Below are 17,485 nucleotides of genomic sequence, written 5' to 3'. Positions count from 1 at the left end.
ATTTCTTTTCGGAATGGAAAACAATTTATGTTGACTTTTCCGGAAAGTTACAGAAAGCGCAGATTGATACATAGTGAATGGATAAGGTTGAAAAGATTCTTCTCAAAATTCTCAGCGGAAACTCTGATAACAATATTGATTTTGAAGACTTGTGTTTAGTTTTGAAAAATTACAACTTCAATGAACGCATTAAAGGAAGTCATCATATTTTTTTCAAAAGCGGAATCGAAGAAATTATCAATATTCAACCGACTGGAAATAAAGCAAAAGCATATCAAGTGAAACAAGTTCGAAATATATTTCTCAAATATCAATTAAGTGATTTGCTATGAGTAAATATGAAATCATAATTTATTGGAGCGATGATGATAACGCATTTATCGCAGAAGTTCCGGAATTGTCGGGATGTATGGCAGATGGTGAAACATATCAATCCGCATTATCAAATGCTGAAACAATTATTCAAGAATGGATTGAAACTGCAAAACAACTTGGTCGTGCAATTCCACAGCCAAAAGGCAAATTGATGTACGCATAATTTATGTCCTTCCGCCTTATCTACGTCGTTTGTTTTTACGAGCATCAAGAATTCTTCTAAGTGCTTTGGGTAAACTATTTTATTTCTCAAATAACAATTTTTTATTCAATATAAACTTAGAAAGAATTTTTTATGACAACTACAACTTTAGAAACAAAACAAAAAGTAACAACGTCGGGCAATGGAAAAACAACACACAATCCCATTCTCCCGAACGATGTTATTCCTACTTTACAAAAACGAATGCTCGCCGATGGCTTTGATTACATCATTGATTTGGAACAAAGCAACGGCGTGTGGATTCGTGATGCGCGAACGGGAAAAAACATTCTCGATTTTTTCACGTGCGTCGCATCATTACCGCTTGGATTTAATCATCCGAAACTGAAAGAGAAATCTTTCCTTGAAAAAATTTCCCGTGCAGCAATTAACAAGCCGTCGCTTTCCGATATTTACACGGTCGAGATGGCGGAGTTTGTTGATACGTTCGGAAAAATTGCTCAACCGGATTATCTGCCGCACGTGTTTTTTATTGATACCGGCGCACATGCAGTTGAGAACGCATTGAAAGCATCATTCGATTGGAAGATTCGAAAAAATTTTCGCAAAGGTTATCGCGAAGAACGTGGAACACAAATCATTCACTTTGAAAAAAGTTTTCACGGACGAAGCGGTTACACGCTTTCGCTTACGAATACCGACCCGGTAAAAACTGATTTGTTTCCGAAATTCAAATGGCCCCGCATCATCAATCCCTCGATGAAATTCCCGCTGAATGAAAATACGGTGCAAGAGATTGAAAAGTTGGAACAACGTGCAATTGCGCAAATCAAAACTGCATTTCAACAAAACAAAGATGATATTGCCGCGATAATTATCGAACCGATTCAAGGTGAAGGAGGCGACAATCATTTCCGCAAAGAATTTTTTGTTGCCATGCGAACACTTGCCGATGAAAATGATGCGATGTTGATTTTCGACGAAGTGCAAACTGGTGTTGGACTCACGGGAAAAATGTGGGCGCATCAATATTTTGTTCAGCCAGATATGATTGCATTCGGAAAGAAAATGCAAGTGTGCGGGTTTATGTGCGGCAAACGTATTGATGAAATTGATGATAACGTGTTCAATGTTTCATCACGATTGAATTCCACGTGGGGAGGAAATTTAACAGATATGGTTCGAGCGCAGAAATATTTGGAAGTGATTGAAGAAGATAATCTCATACAGAATACTCAAATTGTTGGAGAGTATTTGATGAAACGACTCAATGAACTTCAGTCGGAATTTCCGAAGAAAGTCAGTAATGCTCGCGGACGCGGATTGTTTTGTGCATTTGATCTGGAAACAGGTGAAATGCGAAATACAGTAAAGAACAAATGCTATGCTGACGGATTGATTATTCTCGGAAGTGGCGACCGTTCGATGCGTTTTCGTCCGGCCTTAACAATTCAACCAAATGAAATTGATGCAGGAATAGAAATTATTCGAAAAGCATTGAAGGAATAATAAGAAAGAATGTGCTACTCACTTTGAAAGTGAGTAGCACTTTACAATTTATCACTTGGCAATTTTTTGCAACGCCAACCGAATCGTGAGTGAACGTATTCCATAAATGAGTCAGGAAGTTTTCCTTTCCATTCAATCTCAAAAGAGAGTGTGCTCACTTTTTTCATTTCTTCGAATAATATTTCTTGTGCTTGAAATTCATTTTCCCCTTGATTGATAATGATGAGCACACCATTCTCCTTTATCAAAGAAAATAAATGGCGAAGAAATTTTTTCGGAGAAAACATCCGTGAAGGCAAGCCCCAATGTAAGCACGGTTCAAGTAGAATAAACGGTAAGAAGCAAGTCACAACATCATACTGCTCCCTGTGGTTTAAAACATCTTCAACAAGATAGCGTGCTTTGGGTAAATTGCGAATAAACGTACCTGCATAATCACACCTCCGATAAAAATCTCTATACAAACGATATCCATCCACTTCAATTCCAGTGAGGGAAAAATCATCATGTGTTTTTTCCAACCACCGGTACATACTTTCAACATACTTCCAATTTTTTGCGCCCACGTCGAGCCATTGTAATGTAAGAGAGGAATCTGAAAGAGAACTTTCTGACAACATTCTATCAAGAAAATCGAGATACGTTAGTGTTTCAACATAACGCAATGCTCCGCTGTTGCTTTTCAATGAAATCAGATTATACCTACTGAGTAATTCTTGTTCGCGCTGAAGCAGATATGTCCTATTATCCCGATGGTCAAACAGGTGTTGTTTCGATTCTGCTTTTTCGGTATAGGGCTTTCTCGTCCATCGAAATTGTGAACGAAGAGAAAACCCAATTGCATTGAAACCAGACCAGATTGAATGAAAAAGTTTCATTTTTTTTGGCCAAGCGCAATAGCATGAATTCTTTTCAATACCGGCGGATGGGAATAATGGAGAAATACGTGAAACGGATGCGGTGTTAAATTGGAAAGGTTATCGGCGGAAAGTTTTTTGAGTGCATTTATCATATCGTCGCTTCGTTCAATGTTTTCCTTTGCAAATGCATCTGCTTCAAATTCATTTTTTCGTGAGAGAATTTGCATTCCGAGGGAAATGAAGAATTCAAACGGAGTGAATAACATTCCGAAGAAAATCATTCCAGCATAAATGGATTGCTCTTGCATAAAAAATGCAGCGAATAAATTTTTATCACTGATAAAAAGCGAGAGGACGTAAAACATAATTCCGGTGTGAACAATGCTCATGACCATTCCTACTTGAATATGTTTCTTTTTGTAATGTCCGATTTCATGCGCGAGAACAGCAACGAGTTCATCGGTAGTGTGTTTCACGATAAGCGTATCGAATAAGGCGATGCGTTTATTTTTTCCAAAGCCTGTAAAAAATGCATTCGATTTGTTCGAGCGCTTTGAACCATCCATCACGTAAATTTCATTCAACGGAAATTGTAATTTTTTCCCGAGTGCAAAAATTTTCTCGCGCAATTCTCCTTCTTCGAGCGGCGTAAATTTATTGAAGAGCGGCATTATCCACGTCGGCGCGATGAACTGCACGAACAAAATAAAGACCGTTGCAACCAGCCAACAATATAACCATGCATTTTCTCCTGTGTAAAAAAAGAATGCAAGAATTCCCGCAAGCAACGGCGCACCAAGAACGATTCCGAGCAATGCACCTTTGAGCATATCGAGCATAAATGTTTTCACCGTTGTTTTGTTGAAGCCGAATCGTTCTTCAATCACAAATGTTGCATACACGCTGAACGGCAAATCGAAAACGGATTTTACAAAAAGCAAAATTCCCGCAAATAGTAATCCATTCCAAAGAAAATGTAAATCCCATTGCAGAATAATTTTATCAATGTAATTGAATCCACCGGCAAACCAAAATGCAAGTGTGAGCGCAAGTTCAAATGATGAAGTCAATAATTCAAACTTGGTTTTCGTGCGAGTGTATTCTTGCGATTTTTTATACTTCTCTGCGTCGTAAACTCCTTCAAATTCTTTGGGAAGTTCTTGCTTCAGTGATTTGAGATTGAGTAAATTGGAAATAGCGTCAAGAAAAAATTCTGCGAGGAACGCGATGAGTATGATATGCGCGTAGGTGTTCATTCTGTTAAGTAGTTGAATATTGAAGAAGTTGAACTTATGAAATAGGGAGATAATGAGAAGAACAACGGTTCACGATGCACGAATCAAGACTTAGAGAAACACTTTCAACTCCATACCAATTTTCAATTTACTATTGGAGAGATTATTCCATTCTTTTAACGATACAAGTTCAACGCCATATTTTTTCGCAATATCATACAATGTGTCGCCGAGTTTTACTTTATGTACTATCATATTTTTTCCATCATTCTTCAGGATAGGTTTTTCATTTTTGGCTACAACAGTTTTTGAAGTTTCCGATTCGAGATACAATTCTAATTTTTGACCTGCGTAAATCGTGTTTGCTCGCAGTCCGTTCCATTGTTTTATATCAGCAACTTCGACACCAAATTGTTTTGCAATGTTTATCAACACGTCGCCGCTTTGAACAACATACGTGAACCACGCATTACTCGTTAGTGTTTTTTTCTTTACGACTTCAAGGGGCGACGCAGTTATTTTTGCACGTTGTTCATTTTTCCCCTGCGATACATATACGGCTAACGTTTTCCCTGCGCGAATTTTTTTCCCGTACGGAATATTATTCCAGTTCCGTAAATCGCTGATGCGCACTCCATATTCTTCTGCAATCGAACTTAGCGATTCACCCGCTTTGATGTTGTGAATTATTTTTTCTTTCCCATCGGGAACAGAAGCAAATCTGTTGTTCTTTGATACTTTTGTTGTTTGTTCAGAATTTTTTTTCTCTTTACTTACATAAGAAATCTCGCGTTGTGAAATCGGAATAATCAATTCTTTTCCAGTTCGCAATGTTGACTTTAGACTCATTTGATTTGCGCTTGCCAAATCGGAGGCAGAAACTCCATAGCGACGGGAAATTTTTTTCAGCGTTTCACCTTTTCGAATCGTGTGTGTGAGCCATTGACGCTTTGCGCTTGAAGGAACGTTTGCATAATTTTTTTTGAATGTATCCTTTGTTCCTTCGGGAATATTCAATACAAAAAAATTTGGGGGAGTTGAAAACCGAAGTAACGCGGGATTCAAATCTTCGATTATCTCCACCGTTGCACTCGCACATTCCGCAATAACAGAAAGGTCAACAGATTCATTGAGATGCACGGTATCGTACTGTAACGGCGAAAGAATTTTCAAATTGGTGAAACCGTATTTTCCCGGTTCCCGCGCCATTAATGATGCAGCAATATAGGCGGGAACGTAATTTCGCGTTTCGCGCGGAAGATAATCCCACATTCCCCAAAAATTTCTTGTTCCCGATTTCCTTATCGCGCGATTCACACGACCTGCGCCGGAATTGTATGCGGCAAGCGCAAGATACCAATCATTGAACATCGTGTATAAATCTTTCAGATGTCGAGCAGCGGCGCGTGTTGATTGTTCAACGTCGCGACGTTCATCTATCCAAAAATTACTACTCAAACCGTACATCTTTCCCGTGCCTTTGATGAATTGCCACATTCCTACTGCTTTCGCCCACGAACGAGCGCGGGGATTCATTCCGCTCTCAATCATTGCAAGATATTTTATATCTTCGGGAACTCCTTCTTCTTTTAAAATCCGTTTGAAGATGGGAAAATATCGTCCCGACTGTTCCACCCAAAAACGAAAATGATGCGGAGACTTTGCGGATAAATAATAAATGTTCTTTTCAACATGTCCATTAACAACCAGTGGAATTGTTGTTCCGCTTATTGTTGCTTTCAGAATACTATCCGAAGGCGATGTTTGTTCGTTTAAATATTGATTGAGTTTTTCTTTCAACGCAAATATCGAACTTCCGGAACCGAGAGTATCTACATTCGCAATGTATTTTTCATAATCTTCGATGACGCTTCGTGAAAGGTCGTTAAATTCCTGAAACGATTCAATTGCTGGCATAGTACTCAGTTCGTTAAGCAGTTCAATTGCACTTTCAAATTTCTCTGCGGAATTTAAAGTATCTTCACGGCTTTGAGCATCGAGTGCGCCGATATAAAAGTTTCTTGCTTTCTCAAGGAGAAAAACTATCTCTTGGGCAAGTTGTTCGTCTTCGATAGATGTGCTGTCTTCACGCGCAAGAGTATCTGTTTCCGTTACCTCCAATTGCTTCGGAGTATTTTTTTCTGTTGTTTCCGGCACCTGCTGCAAATGAGAAGCAGGCGCAGGAAGAACAATATTTTTTTCGGAACTTGTGAAACGTGGTTTCTGAGTTGCAATTGTTGAACAGCCGATGATTCCGCAAAGAATCAGAACTAGGATTTTCTGAAACACGTGTTGTAATAAAAAGAGCATGGAAGAAAAAATTTTCGCGAAAAATATAAATGATGAAACTTTGATTTTCAACTAATCAGAAGAAAAAAATTCACTGTGAAGAAAATTTAAGCGAAATTGATATTTGTAACGCAATGCTTGTAAATGTTTAAAAAAGAAAAAACACACAAGGTAACGCTGTGTGTTTTTATTGTGTCGGGGCGACTGGATTCGAACCAGCGACTTCTTGCTCCCAAAACAAGCGCTCTAGCCGGGCTGAGCTACGCCCCGTATGAATTTTGGTAACAAATATACAGTTTATTTTTTTTTCTCGTACTCGGTTTGGAACAAAAATTATTTATCTTACTTCCACGCAAAAATACTATCACCACTCTACTAACACGGCATTTTCATCTCCATAAAATTCCGGCGTTTGAAGTCCGCTGATTTTTCGTGAAATCTCCATTACATTTTCTGTAACATACTTTTTTAATTCACCAAGTGTTATTTTCTCGTCGCTGTTTTCATCGGCTTTCCCTTGTAATGCGGCAGCGAAATAATACGTGAACAAACCAGTTGAGGAAATTCTTTATAGTTTTCAATACCGAAAACAACAGCAAGAGAGTTTTTTCTTTTCATTTTCAATGCTTCAATTGTTTTGATATTAATGATGTTTCCGACATTAGCAGTAATTTTTTTGAAGTAAATTCAAACCCCGCACACCATTTGCGCATAAATGTATTCAATGTATTATTTATTTGAGGAAAATAAATTAAAAATTGAAATGAAAATATAATGTACGAACATTATCTTCGTTCCATCTTCAACACAACAACGCTTCCTGATGTTATTTTTTTTTGAACATCTATCTTTTCCGGAAAGACGACTTCATCCATCAATGTTCGCATCAAAAATATCCCTCTTCCCCGCTCTCGTAATCTGTTTTTTCGATTCAAGGGATTCGGAATTTTTGAAACATCAAATCCATCTCCTTCATCAAGCACGGTGAGAATAAGCATCGTGGTTTTTACTTCGCACAGAATAATTACCGTTTTCGTTTCATCCAGTTTGTTCCCATGAATCATTGCATTGTTCACCGCTTCCGATGCGCTCAATAACAAACGATGAAAATCCTGTTCGTTTAATTTCGCGACCGTGTTCACTTTTTTTATGAATGCAGGAATGCGTTTCAGAAATTTTAAATTGCTTTTGAGCGTTAATTGAAATTGATGCGATAATTCTTTCATCGTTACATTTTCACGTTCAGTTGTAAAGAAAGATTGGAATTGCGGCGACGTTCAAGTTTTGGTTCTACGGAAAATTCGTACCATCCGCTGATTATCAGTGTTGTTCGGTTATGGAAATTCAGAATAACATTCGCCAATGGACCAAGGTACAATAATGTATGCTCCGTTTTTTTTGAAGTTCCGCTTCCGGAAAATTGCTTCCGCTTGAAAATGCGAAGTCCCGTAGAAAGATACGAATCATTTTCCATCATAAAACGCAGTTGAGGAATATATGTTTGTTCCTCGAACGAAGCGAGCGGATACTCTTTAAATGCTTTCCAACGCAACTCCCCTCTTCCGTACAATTTCAGTTGCGAATACCAAATTAACGCCGTTCGCCGCGCAACCCGAAATGATGCTGAATCAAGGAACGAAAATTGCCGAAACGAAAAACTTCGCGTTGTATTTCCCAATAGATCTTCAAAATCGTACACAGTATAATTGGCAAGCACTTCAAAGGTATTAACGATAACAAATTTATCGGAAGGTGAAAACTTCACAACCGGAGAGGCGCGAAGAATTCGATTCCATGAATTATTTGCGCTTCGTTCAGAAAATAAATACACAAGATGCATTGCCGACGCGTCAGTATAAAAATTCAGTTGCACAACGGGAGAAATTTTGTGCATTGTTGCAACACTAAAAACATACCATAACTCATCGCGGTCTTCAACGTTTTCTCTGCTCGGCGTGTCGTATCGCAATATCGATGCCGATGCTTGCAAAAAACACCTATCGCTTTGAGACAAGGGAACGTTCACGCTGGCATTGAGCATTGTTCGTTGTGAAAAATTATCTTGCAATTTTTCGTTAGTTGGAAACAATGTTGGCGAAACGGATTTGAACTGCGGATTTATCAACGACTGTTCCAAATGCTGCTCGTCGCGTTCAAAATAACTTAACCGCGCAACGGCTCGAAAAGAATCGCGAACTGTATAGACAAGTTCTCCCGCCGTTTCTATTTTCATTTCATTTATCGTAAGATAAGGCGTTTTTTCAATCGTTCTCTTAAAGACATTGCCGGTAAACGAAAACAACAACGGCGTACCGAATTCGTACGTTAACGCATCGGAAACAGAAATCGTTTGTTCAATACGACGGTCAATCGCATCAGTATTTTGCAAATAAAATTCCCTTCTGTTTTTTGAAAAGAACAAGGAAACAGTATTGGCGGTTTTGCCTTCAAATACTTTGGCTACGGAAATTTCTGCGCGATGGTGTTCAAGACGACGCGGAGTTAAATCGTCGCGGTGAAACTGTAAGCGAAATGCAGAAGTAAACCCCTCCAACTCCAACTCTTGCGCGTGTGCGGATAATTGATAAGAAATTCCTTGGTCGAAATTTCTCATTTGATTTTCCCAACGAAATCCAACAAGCGGCTCCAATGCCATTCGCGATGCGGGTATATAACGTAATCCGCCGTACACTGCATGGGAAGATGCATCGTATATTCCCAACGTTTGATTGTCGGAAAACAAAAACGATGTGAATTGCAACTGCATCTGTGTGTTGTTCGACAACATTTTTTTTGCAAATGCGCTCACTGTTTGCTCGTCTTTGATAAAATTCATTCGCGAACGAATAACGGTTGAACGAAAATTTTCCTGTAATCCAATGACATAATTTCCAAACGAATGCTCGTAATTCCCCGCTATATTCCAATGCGATGTGTTCAAGAGATGCTCAAATCCTGTGTATGCGTTGATTGGCAATTTCTCCTGCTCGCGAATTAACGTATCAGAAGAAGGAATTTGCTCTTGTGAAAATGCACGCATTGTATTCATCATAACAATGAAGACAACACCGAAATTTTTCCGTAACACTTGTATCATTTTTTGGGTGAAAAAATTATGCAGAAGAGAAGGGAAAAAAAAATTCCTGAGAATAAAAACCCTGCACAACGTCTTGTGTATTCTGCGCTTGACCGAAAATTGCATAGTAACTTTTTCCGTTATGCCGTTTTATTACCTCTCGTAGAATTAGTATTTTCTCCTCGTATTTGTAGATTTTTTATAGCGGTATATGGCCGAAAAACTCACACAACGCGAAAAAGACATCCTCCGTTTTGTTATTGACGATTTTATCGAAACCGCGACTCCCATCGGCTCAAAATATGTAACGAAGCAGCACAATCTCGATTTGAGTCCCGCTACAATTCGGAACGTAATGGCTGATTTGGAATCGTTAGGTCTTATTGACCATCCTTATACTTCCGCTGGACGCGTTCCGACGGATAAAGGATTTCGTTTCTATATTGAAAGTTTGATGGAACTGAAAAAACTTTCGGAAGAAGAACAATCAACAATTCACTCGCAACTCAATGATGCAAATACTTCCGAAGAAATGTTCCACGAAGCATCGAAACTGCTTGGAACAATTTCGCGTCAACTGAGCGTGGTTACGTCTCCGCAACTTGCAACAGGTGTATTGGAACGTATCGAACTCGTTTCGCTTTCATCAACGAAATTGATGGTTATAGTTTCGATGCGTTCAGGTATTGTTAAAACCATTATGTTCGAAGTCGCATCCGAGATTTCACGTTCGTATCTCGATTCATTGACTTCGGAAATCAACGAGCGGCTTTCGGGGTTAACATTGTTCCAAGTGCGTGAAACAATTACAGAACGTTTTCGCGATATTCACAACGAAGAAAAAGGATTGATACGTTTGTTTATTGATTCTGTAGATAAAATTTTCAACGAGACAAAAATTTCGGAAAAACTGCACATCAGCGGAACAACAAATATCCTTTCGCAACCGGAATTTTTCAACCCAAAAAAATTCCGCAGTGTTGTGGATTTGATGAACAATGAAGAAATGATTGTTCACGTTTTGGAAATCAATGAGAGTTCTTCCGAAACTAAATCCGTAACTGTTGCGCTCGGCGACGAATTAGGCGATGAGCGATTATCGGATTACGGAGTCGTTTCGGGACAATATGTTTTCGGCGATGTTGCCGGACGCATCGGAATCATTGGACCAAGACGAATGGATTATGCGCGAGTTGTTCCACTTGTAGAATTTTTATCTTCTAATGTTTCAAAATTGCTTTCATAACAACTATCTATCTCTCCAAAAACACATTTTAAAAAACTCATAATGGATACAGAAAATTTCAACGAACATCTCTCGAAAGCAGAAGAGCAGAGTACCGAAGAATCGCAAAACATGCAACAGCAACCCGAAATTTTGCAAACACAACTCAATGAGGCAGGAAACAACATTGTAAAACTCAAAGACCAACTGTTAAGAAAAGCCGCTGAGTTCGAAAACTATAAACGACGCATCGAAGAAGAAAAATCGCAAATCATCAAATACGCAAAAGAACGATTGCTCTTCGAAATTCTTCCGATTGTTGATGATGTTGCACGTTCATTGCAAGCAGGAAAAGAGCATACAAACTTCGACACATTCTACGCAGGAATAGAATTGATATTCAGCAAACTCAACAAATTGCTCGATGCCAACGGCGTAAAAAGTTTTGATTCCGTCGGCAAAGAATTTGACGTCAAGTTGCACGATGTCTTATTATCCGTTCCCCGTAACGACGTTGCACATCATATCATTGTTGAAGAAGTGATGAAGGGTTATATGGTGTACGATAAAGTATTACGCCATTCAAAAGTCATTGTTGCGGAAAATGAAATTGCAACAACGGAACAACCACAGGAAAATATTTCAACGGAAATCATCGTATGACACAACGCGATTACTACGAAATACTCGGTATTTCAAAATCCGCATCGCAGGATGAAATAAAAAAAGCGTATCGGCAAATGGCGATGAAATTTCATCCCGATAGAAATCCGAACGATAAAGACGCAGAACACAAATTCAAAGAAGCGGCAGAAGCGTACGAAGTTCTCAGCGATGGAGACAAACGCGCGCGATACGACCGTTTTGGACATCAAGGAATGCGATTCGGTCAAGATGTTCACGATTTTCAGAACGTCAATATCAACGATATTTTCTCAATGTTCGGCGATGTTTTTTCGCAATCATTCGGCGGAAGTATGTTCGACGATTTTTTCGGTCGAACACAGCAAACACAGCGCCGTGGAGAAGGGCAAGACGGCTCCAATTTGGAAATGCGACTTCGACTTTCACTTGCAGAAATTGCAACAGGCATTGAAAAGAAAATCAAAGTGCATAAATACCTTGCGTGCGATGAATGTAACGGAAAAGGAGGGTTTTCATCTTCCGAATGTCCTTCGTGCAAAGGAACGGGTCAATACCGACAAGTTTCACGTACCGTATTCGGACAATTTGTGAACATTCATCCGTGTTCGCATTGCAATGGAGAAGGAAGAATAAATAAAGACCAATGCAAGAAATGTAACGGCGAAGGTCGCGTCAAAGGTGAATCAACTATTCGAGTTACAATTCCCGCTGGTGTTCGAAACGAAAATTATATTCATTTACGAGGTCAAGGTAATGCAGGAAAACGCGGAGGTTCTGCCGGAGATTTGCTTGTCTATGTCGAAGAAATGAACGATGAAATTTTTACACGTAACGATAACGATGTTCTGCTCGAAGTGTTTATCAGTTTTCCCGAAGCAGTACTCGGCACGGAAATTGAAATACCAACGTTGCAAGGAAAAGCAAAAGTTACTATTGAACCAGGAACCGCTTCCGGCGCAATATTACGGATGAAAGAAAAAGGAATTCCGAATATCAATAGTTACGGACGCGGAGATCAACTTGTGCGTGTGAATGTTGTAGTTCCTAAAAAAATCTCTTCGAAAGAAAAAGAAATATTGAAAACGCTTTCTCTTAGTGAAAATTTTCTTCCGAAAGACGGGCAAACGACAAACGGAAAAACTTTTTTTCATAAAGTAAAAAATCTGTTTGTTTTTCTACTAATGTGTTTGAAATAACAACACCCATTTTTTTTACTGAAAATATTTTTTTTGACAATGAATTTCATTGAACGTTGGAACCAACGATTCGGCTTCACCAAAAACGAACAACTCGTCATTCTCTTTTTAGTAACGGCTTTTCTTTTCGGGGGAAGCATAAAACTATTTTTCAAGAACTCCCAATTTGCCGATGAACCGCAATACGACTATTCAGAAATGACGAAAGAGTTTGACGAACTTTCCCGCGCATTCAACGACTCACTTTCCTATTCCGAATCTGTTGACAAACGAGCAAACGAGACTATCAACGTTTCACAAAATGCGCAAGTACGTTTAACCGACGAGAAAAAAAACAGTAAAATCATCAACATCAATACTGCGACAACAAGTGAATTGGAACAACTTCCCGGTATTGGACCTTCGGTTGCAAAAAACATCATCGCATATCGAAACGAACATAAACTGTTTCATTCGTTGGAAGAAATAAAAAACATCAAAGGTATTGGCGAAAAAAAATTTACTGCTATAAAAAAATTTCTTTCGTTGGATTGAATCCACACTCCTATCGTTGTTTCTTATCTCGTGAAAAAGTCGTATAATTAGCGCACATTTTTACTTGGTACTTTTTTATGGATGAAGTTATTGCTAACACTACTTTTACGACACTACAAACCTCGCTGAAAGAATTTCGCGCGTTGAATATTGACAATCACACAAGTGAAATTCGTAACTACAAAAAACTTGTTGAAAACGCAAAAAATTTCCAACAACGTATCGCTAATGCATCTGAACTACTGAATGAAGAAAAAGAAACACTGACAAGCGAACTCAGTGCTATTTTTGAAGCAATCCGAAAACTGCAAGAACAAGATTGGCAAGTTCGAAGAAATAAATCGGAAGAGGTCAAACAAGCGTTAACACAAGAAATTACTACGCTTGGCGACGAATACGAAAAACTTTCAAATCTGGACAGTCAAGATATGCGAAAGCAATTAACAGGATGTGAAAATCGTTTGCGGAAAATGCGAGAGAAATTTCGCGGAAGCGGAATGGTAAAAGAAGACCACGACGAAGTATGGTATTTTTATCAGGAAGTTTGGGAAAAAGTGAACGAGCGAAAACGTTATGAATCGTATATGAACCGCGAAAAATTCATCAACGATGCAGAAACCATTCGCGAAACGTTACGAACGAAAGGTTCAACTGCCGCACGCGACCTTCTGCGTGAGGTCCAAAAAAACCGTAATGGATTTTTCTTTTTACAAGACGATTTCAAAAAGCTACAAACACTCTTTGACGATATCTATCGTGAAATTTCTGGTAAAACACAACAGCGCCGTTCCGATTTTCATAAGTATTTAGAAGCGAGTATTGCAAGCGGCAAAGGATTTTTAGAACGAGCGCACGTTCGTGCTGATAAAATCCGAAATAACTTAAATCATAACAAAGAACGTATGGAAACCGCACGCTCTGAAGAATTTCGAGATAAAGTGGAAAAATGGATGAAGGAAGATACGAAAGACCTAGAAAAAATTCTGAAAAAAATCGAAAAAGTTGAAAATGAAGTTGCACATTACGAAGAAAAACTTCGAAAACGAAGCGCGCCGCAGGTTGATGATAAAACATCGCAACAAATCACTGATGAAGAAATCAAATTGGATCCACTATCGCTTCCTCCTATTGAGAGTTCTTCGGAAAATCCTTCGGTATTACCTTAGTAAAAAATTTGTTAATACTTACTTCATCGCCGGTTTACTCAACTGGCGATTTTCATTTTTAAAGAGAATGTTGAGAACGACGTTGTTCGAACAAATAGAAATTTTTTTCGCACGGACAATTTCTCCACACATCTTTGCATCAACATTTTTTTTAGCGAGTAGTTTCAAAACTTTTTCCGGTTCCGGAGTAACGAGTAACATTCCGTTTCCCATATTCCACGTGCGGTAAACTTCTTCGTCGGAAATATTTCCCAGTTTTTGTGCGTACTTCATCGCTTCACAAGGAGGAAAAAGATTTCCGAGTCTTGCACCCAATCCCGATGGCTTCAACATTCGTCCAAGTTTTTCAGGAATTCCTCCTCCCGTAATATGTGCAATCCCGTGAATTTCAACTTTTGGTTTTTCAAAAACTTCTCCCCGTAGTTCAGAAATAATTCTTGAATAAATTGTTGATGGTGTGAGGACCAGTTCGCCGAGATTTTTTCCGTTGAGCTTTTTCTTGTGCCACTGTTCTCCAAGTTTTTCGGAAAATACTTTACGTGCTAATGACAGGCCGTTCGACCGAAAACCATTTTCTCGCAATGCAATAAGTGAATCTCCGACTCGAATTTCATTTCCGGTAAAAAGTTTTGATTCTTTTGCGAACCACAAAATTCCCGCACTCCACGTGTAATTAAATTTTCCATAACCACATACACGCGAACCAAGGTCTGCAAGTTCTCCATTGATGACTGCAACTCCTGCTTCTTTCGCGGCTCGCAGGTATCCGTTCGCAAGTTGTTTAATAATTTCTATTCCGTTATTTTTTTTTGAAAGAGAGTTCACATCAAGCACGGAACCGATAAGTACAGGAACACCTCCGCGCACAACAGCATCATCGCAAACCATTGCAAATAAATCAAACGCAATTGTATCGTGTTCTCCGACGCGCTCAGCGATTTCAATTTTTGTACCAACGCCGTCAAATCCCAAACACGCAACCGTATCGAGTGGAAGATTTCCAACGCGCATCGCACGCAACCCTGAAAAATCATCGAACGGAACAATGACTTCGCCGAGTGTTCCTTTGCGGTTTTTCCATGTTTGTTTCGCGGCGTTGTATAATATTTTTGATGCTTGATTGCCTAAATCTACATCAACGCCGGAAGATGAGTATGTGATTTTATTTGTTTTCATTTTTTAGGTTTGAATTATGGAGTCCACTTCACTTATTAGAAACGTATTGATTTTGAAAGATTTGATTGGTTGAATAAAAAAAGTGGACTCCATCTTATTGTAATGCGTGATGTCCAATATCATTTCTATAGTACATCCCATCAAAGGAAATTGTTGAAACGATTTCGTACGATTGTTGAATTGATTCTTGTAAAGTTTTTGCTTTTGAAGTAATCCCAAGAACTCTACCACCGTTTGTAATGATTTGAGATTTGAGATTTGAAGTATGAGTTGTTGTTCCTGCGTGAAATACGACCGTGTCATTGTCATTCCCGCGAAAGCGGGAATCCAAAACGTCTAATCCCGAAATCACTTTTCCTTTCTCATACTTTCCAGGATAACCACCCGATGCAACAACAATACAGCAAGCGCTCTCTTCTAAAAATCGTAAATCAATTTCAGAAAGTCTTTTTTCAGAATTTGGATCGCAACAACTCAACAGTAATTCATACAAATCATTTTCGAGTAAAAGCATCAGCGGTTGCGTTTCCGGGTCGCCGAAGCGGCAATTGAATTCGAGAACTTTAATTCCATTCTTTGTGAGCATCAGTCCTGCGAACAAACAACCACGGAATTCTCTCCCTTCATTTTTCATTCCTCGAATAGTGGGAAGCAAAATTGTTTTCTGAATTTCATCCAACATTTCTTTCGTAACAATTGGAACAGGTGCATACGAACCCATTCCTCCCGTGTTTGGACCTTTATCACCATCAAATATTTTTTTGTGGTCTTGCGCTGGAAGAAATTCTTTTATTGTTTCTCCATCGGTTAATGCAAGAATCGAAATTTCTTCACCTTCCAAAAATTCTTCAATCACGATTTCATTCGCGGCATCACCCAAAGTTTTGTGAACAAAATAATCTTGTACAGTTACAATTGCTTCACTTTGATTCTCGCAAATCGAAACACCTTTTCCCGCCGCAAGTCCCGATGCTTTTATGACAAGCGGATATTTACATTTCTTCAAATACGAAATTGCATCATCGAAATCGCGAAGTGAACTATAATCCGCAGTAGGAATATTATTTCGCTTCATAAAATCTTTTGCAAATACTTTGCTTCCTTCAATTTCTGCGGCAAATTTTGTTGGTCCAAAAATAAAATGTCCTTGTTGAGGAAGTTGCTGCTCGGAAAAATAATCTACAATACCATTCACTAACGGTTCTTCGCTTCCTACAACAGTAAGAGAAATATTTTTTTCTTTTACAAACGTTGCAATTTTTTCAAACTCATTAATACCAAGCGAAATATTTTCTCCGAGAGAAATTGTTCCGCCATTTCCGGGAGCGAAAAATATTTTCTCAATGTGCGGCGATTGTTTCAATTTCCATCCAAGCGCGTGTTCTCTTCCGCCATTTCCAATTACTAAAACATTTTTCATTTTACTCAAGGTTGTAAAGTCATTGGTAATTTGTAATTAGTAATTCGTAATTCGTGAATCTGTGTGAGTAGTTTGTTCAGAACAAATTACTAATTACAAATGACCAATTACCAATGACTAATTACGTCTTTCTCCATCTGCATCTTCATTGCGTTTCTTCATCGCCGAAAGTTCAACGGAAGTTTTTTCGAGCAACGTTTCATCATACATCGCAAACATTTTCTGAATTGCGAAACCGACATTTTCCGGTTCGGTAATTGTCATCACGGGAACACCGCTTGGCATTCTCAAGGTGGAAAAAATATCCGCGCCGCCAAATCTATCAGAATACGGCGGGCAAGCAATCACAGGAAATCTTGTGTTCGCAGCTGTTACGCCGGAAAGTCCGTTGCTTCGTCCCGCAACCGTTACATACACAAGCGGCTCGATACTTGCGTCATATTCTTTAATCATTTTCGCAAGTCGTTCCGGCTCTTTATGCGCGGAACAAATTCTATACTCGTTCGGAATGCCACGCTTGTTCAGTTCACTCAGAATTTTTTTACAATGCTCATCATCTGCGGGACTTCCGGCAATGAGCGCAACAAAATAACCTTTGATAATTCTGTTCGCTTTC

General features: G+C 38.9%; 17 protein-coding genes and 1 tRNA gene. 8 read left to right on the top strand and 10 right to left on the bottom strand.

Features of this window, described 5'->3' with window-relative positions; all coding sequences use genetic code 11:
- Positions 1-77 precede the first annotated feature (77 nt).
- The 3 genes from FJ218_07850 to FJ218_07840 all read left to right on the top strand — a co-directional run bounded on the left by FJ218_07850 (position 78) and on the right by FJ218_07840 (position 2,047).
- The gene (locus FJ218_07850; protein ID MBM4166808.1) at positions 78-332 is read left to right on the top strand and encodes a type II toxin-antitoxin system HicA family toxin; all 255 of its coding nucleotides are present in this window, start codon (positions 78-80) and stop codon (positions 330-332) included.
- Positions 329-538 carry a type II toxin-antitoxin system HicB family antitoxin gene (locus FJ218_07845; GenBank protein MBM4166807.1) on the top strand — a complete coding sequence of 70 codons (210 nt, stop codon included), beginning with the start codon at positions 329-331 and terminating at the stop codon, positions 536-538. The genes FJ218_07850 and FJ218_07845 overlap by 4 nt, the downstream gene beginning before the upstream one ends.
- 132 nt (positions 539-670) lie before the next feature.
- Positions 671-2,047, top strand: a complete 1,377-nt coding sequence (locus FJ218_07840; protein ID MBM4166806.1) for an L-lysine 6-transaminase — start codon at positions 671-673, stop codon at positions 2,045-2,047.
- A gap of 41 nt (positions 2,048-2,088) precedes the next feature.
- On the opposite strand, the gene FJ218_07835 is transcribed toward FJ218_07840, so the two are convergent.
- The 7 genes from FJ218_07835 to FJ218_07805 all read right to left on the bottom strand — a co-directional run bounded on the left by FJ218_07835 (position 2,089) and on the right by FJ218_07805 (position 9,528).
- On the bottom strand, positions 2,089-2,925 hold the full coding sequence (locus FJ218_07835; protein ID MBM4166805.1) for a hypothetical protein: 837 nt from the start codon (positions 2,923-2,925) through the stop codon (positions 2,089-2,091).
- Positions 2,922-4,163 carry a M48 family metallopeptidase gene (locus FJ218_07830; protein MBM4166804.1) on the bottom strand — a complete coding sequence of 414 codons (1,242 nt, stop codon included), beginning with the start codon at positions 4,161-4,163 and terminating at the stop codon, positions 2,922-2,924. The genes FJ218_07835 and FJ218_07830 overlap by 4 nt, the downstream gene beginning before the upstream one ends.
- A gap of 90 nt (positions 4,164-4,253) precedes the next feature.
- Positions 4,254-6,452: a LysM peptidoglycan-binding domain-containing protein gene (locus tag FJ218_07825; protein ID MBM4166803.1), complete on the bottom strand. Its 2,199-nt coding sequence runs from the start codon at positions 6,450-6,452 to the stop codon at positions 4,254-4,256.
- 174 nt (positions 6,453-6,626) lie between these two features.
- Positions 6,627-6,701: transfer RNA gene (locus FJ218_07820), tRNA-Pro, on the bottom strand.
- A gap of 94 nt (positions 6,702-6,795) precedes the next feature.
- Positions 6,796-6,981: a hypothetical protein gene (locus tag FJ218_07815; GenBank protein MBM4166802.1), complete on the bottom strand. Its 186-nt coding sequence runs from the start codon at positions 6,979-6,981 to the stop codon at positions 6,796-6,798.
- Positions 6,982-7,216: 235 nt separating this feature from the next.
- The gene (locus tag FJ218_07810) at positions 7,217-7,657 is read right to left on the bottom strand and encodes an ATP-binding protein (protein ID MBM4166801.1); all 441 of its coding nucleotides are present in this window, start codon (positions 7,655-7,657) and stop codon (positions 7,217-7,219) included.
- A 2-nt stretch (positions 7,658-7,659) separates the two neighbouring features.
- Positions 7,660-9,528, bottom strand: coding sequence for a hypothetical protein (locus FJ218_07805; GenBank protein MBM4166800.1), 1,869 nt, complete (start codon positions 9,526-9,528; stop codon positions 7,660-7,662).
- 190 nt (positions 9,529-9,718) lie between these two features.
- Between FJ218_07805 and hrcA the strand changes: the two genes are divergently transcribed.
- From hrcA to FJ218_07780, 5 genes are all read left to right on the top strand, one after another.
- A complete protein-coding gene (hrcA, locus tag FJ218_07800; protein MBM4166799.1) occupies positions 9,719-10,753 on the top strand; it encodes a heat-inducible transcription repressor HrcA in 1,035 nt (344 codons plus the stop codon).
- A gap of 42 nt (positions 10,754-10,795) precedes the next feature.
- Positions 10,796-11,395, top strand: coding sequence for a nucleotide exchange factor GrpE (locus FJ218_07795; protein MBM4166798.1), 600 nt, complete (start codon positions 10,796-10,798; stop codon positions 11,393-11,395).
- Positions 11,392-12,573 carry a molecular chaperone DnaJ gene (gene dnaJ, locus FJ218_07790; protein ID MBM4166797.1) on the top strand — a complete coding sequence of 394 codons (1,182 nt, stop codon included), beginning with the start codon at positions 11,392-11,394 and terminating at the stop codon, positions 12,571-12,573. Before FJ218_07795 ends, dnaJ begins: the two co-directional genes overlap by 4 nt.
- 39 nt (positions 12,574-12,612) lie before the next feature.
- Positions 12,613-13,107, top strand: a complete 495-nt coding sequence (locus FJ218_07785) for a helix-hairpin-helix domain-containing protein (GenBank protein MBM4166796.1) — start codon at positions 12,613-12,615, stop codon at positions 13,105-13,107.
- A gap of 77 nt (positions 13,108-13,184) precedes the next feature.
- Positions 13,185-14,273: a hypothetical protein gene (locus FJ218_07780; protein ID MBM4166795.1), complete on the top strand. Its 1,089-nt coding sequence runs from the start codon at positions 13,185-13,187 to the stop codon at positions 14,271-14,273.
- An 18-nt stretch (positions 14,274-14,291) separates the two neighbouring features.
- Here the strand turns inward: FJ218_07780 and FJ218_07775 are convergent, their stop codons facing one another.
- From FJ218_07775 to FJ218_07765, 3 genes are all read right to left on the bottom strand, one after another.
- Entirely contained in the window at positions 14,292-15,449 is a 1,158-nt protein-coding gene (locus FJ218_07775; GenBank protein MBM4166794.1) for a hypothetical protein, read from the bottom strand.
- 94 nt (positions 15,450-15,543) lie between these two features.
- Positions 15,544-16,869, bottom strand: a complete 1,326-nt coding sequence (gene purD / locus FJ218_07770) for a phosphoribosylamine--glycine ligase (protein MBM4166793.1) — start codon at positions 16,867-16,869, stop codon at positions 15,544-15,546.
- A 117-nt stretch (positions 16,870-16,986) separates the two neighbouring features.
- Positions 16,987-17,469, bottom strand: coding sequence for an AIR carboxylase family protein (locus FJ218_07765; GenBank protein MBM4166792.1), 483 nt, complete (start codon positions 17,467-17,469; stop codon positions 16,987-16,989).
- Between the last annotated feature and the right edge of the window lie 16 nt (positions 17,470-17,485).

Source organism: Ignavibacteria bacterium (genome assembly GCA_016873775.1).
GTDB lineage: Bacteria > Bacteroidota > Ignavibacteria > UBA10030 > F1-140-MAGs086 > JAGXRH01.
The sequence above is the reverse complement of the archived record's forward strand: the minus strand, read 5'-3'. Positions and strand labels throughout refer to the sequence as shown.

Bases quoted from the DNA above. Each gene is read 5' to 3' on its own strand.
- FJ218_07850 (MBM4166808.1), top strand. From the start codon at position 78: ATGGATAAGGTTGAAAAGATTCTTCTCAAAATTCTCAGCGGAAACTCT.
- FJ218_07845 (MBM4166807.1), top strand. From the start codon at position 329: ATGAGTAAATATGAAATCATAATTTATTGGAGCGATGATGATAACGCA.
- FJ218_07840 (MBM4166806.1), top strand. From the start codon at position 671: ATGACAACTACAACTTTAGAAACAAAACAAAAAGTAACAACGTCGGGC.
- FJ218_07835 (MBM4166805.1), bottom strand. From the start codon at position 2,925: ATGAAACTTTTTCATTCAATCTGGTCTGGTTTCAATGCAATTGGGTTT.
- FJ218_07830 (MBM4166804.1), bottom strand. From the start codon at position 4,163: ATGAACACCTACGCGCATATCATACTCATCGCGTTCCTCGCAGAATTT.
- FJ218_07825 (MBM4166803.1), bottom strand. From the start codon at position 6,452: ATGCTCTTTTTATTACAACACGTGTTTCAGAAAATCCTAGTTCTGATT.
- FJ218_07810 (MBM4166801.1), bottom strand. From the start codon at position 7,657: ATGAAAGAATTATCGCATCAATTTCAATTAACGCTCAAAAGCAATTTA.
- FJ218_07805 (MBM4166800.1), bottom strand. From the start codon at position 9,528: ATGATACAAGTGTTACGGAAAAATTTCGGTGTTGTCTTCATTGTTATG.
- hrcA (MBM4166799.1), top strand. From the start codon at position 9,719: ATGGCCGAAAAACTCACACAACGCGAAAAAGACATCCTCCGTTTTGTT.
- FJ218_07795 (MBM4166798.1), top strand. From the start codon at position 10,796: ATGGATACAGAAAATTTCAACGAACATCTCTCGAAAGCAGAAGAGCAG.
- dnaJ (MBM4166797.1), top strand. From the start codon at position 11,392: ATGACACAACGCGATTACTACGAAATACTCGGTATTTCAAAATCCGCA.
- FJ218_07785 (MBM4166796.1), top strand. From the start codon at position 12,613: ATGAATTTCATTGAACGTTGGAACCAACGATTCGGCTTCACCAAAAAC.
- FJ218_07780 (MBM4166795.1), top strand. From the start codon at position 13,185: ATGGATGAAGTTATTGCTAACACTACTTTTACGACACTACAAACCTCG.
- FJ218_07775 (MBM4166794.1), bottom strand. From the start codon at position 15,449: ATGAAAACAAATAAAATCACATACTCATCTTCCGGCGTTGATGTAGAT.
- purD (MBM4166793.1), bottom strand. From the start codon at position 16,869: ATGAAAAATGTTTTAGTAATTGGAAATGGCGGAAGAGAACACGCGCTT.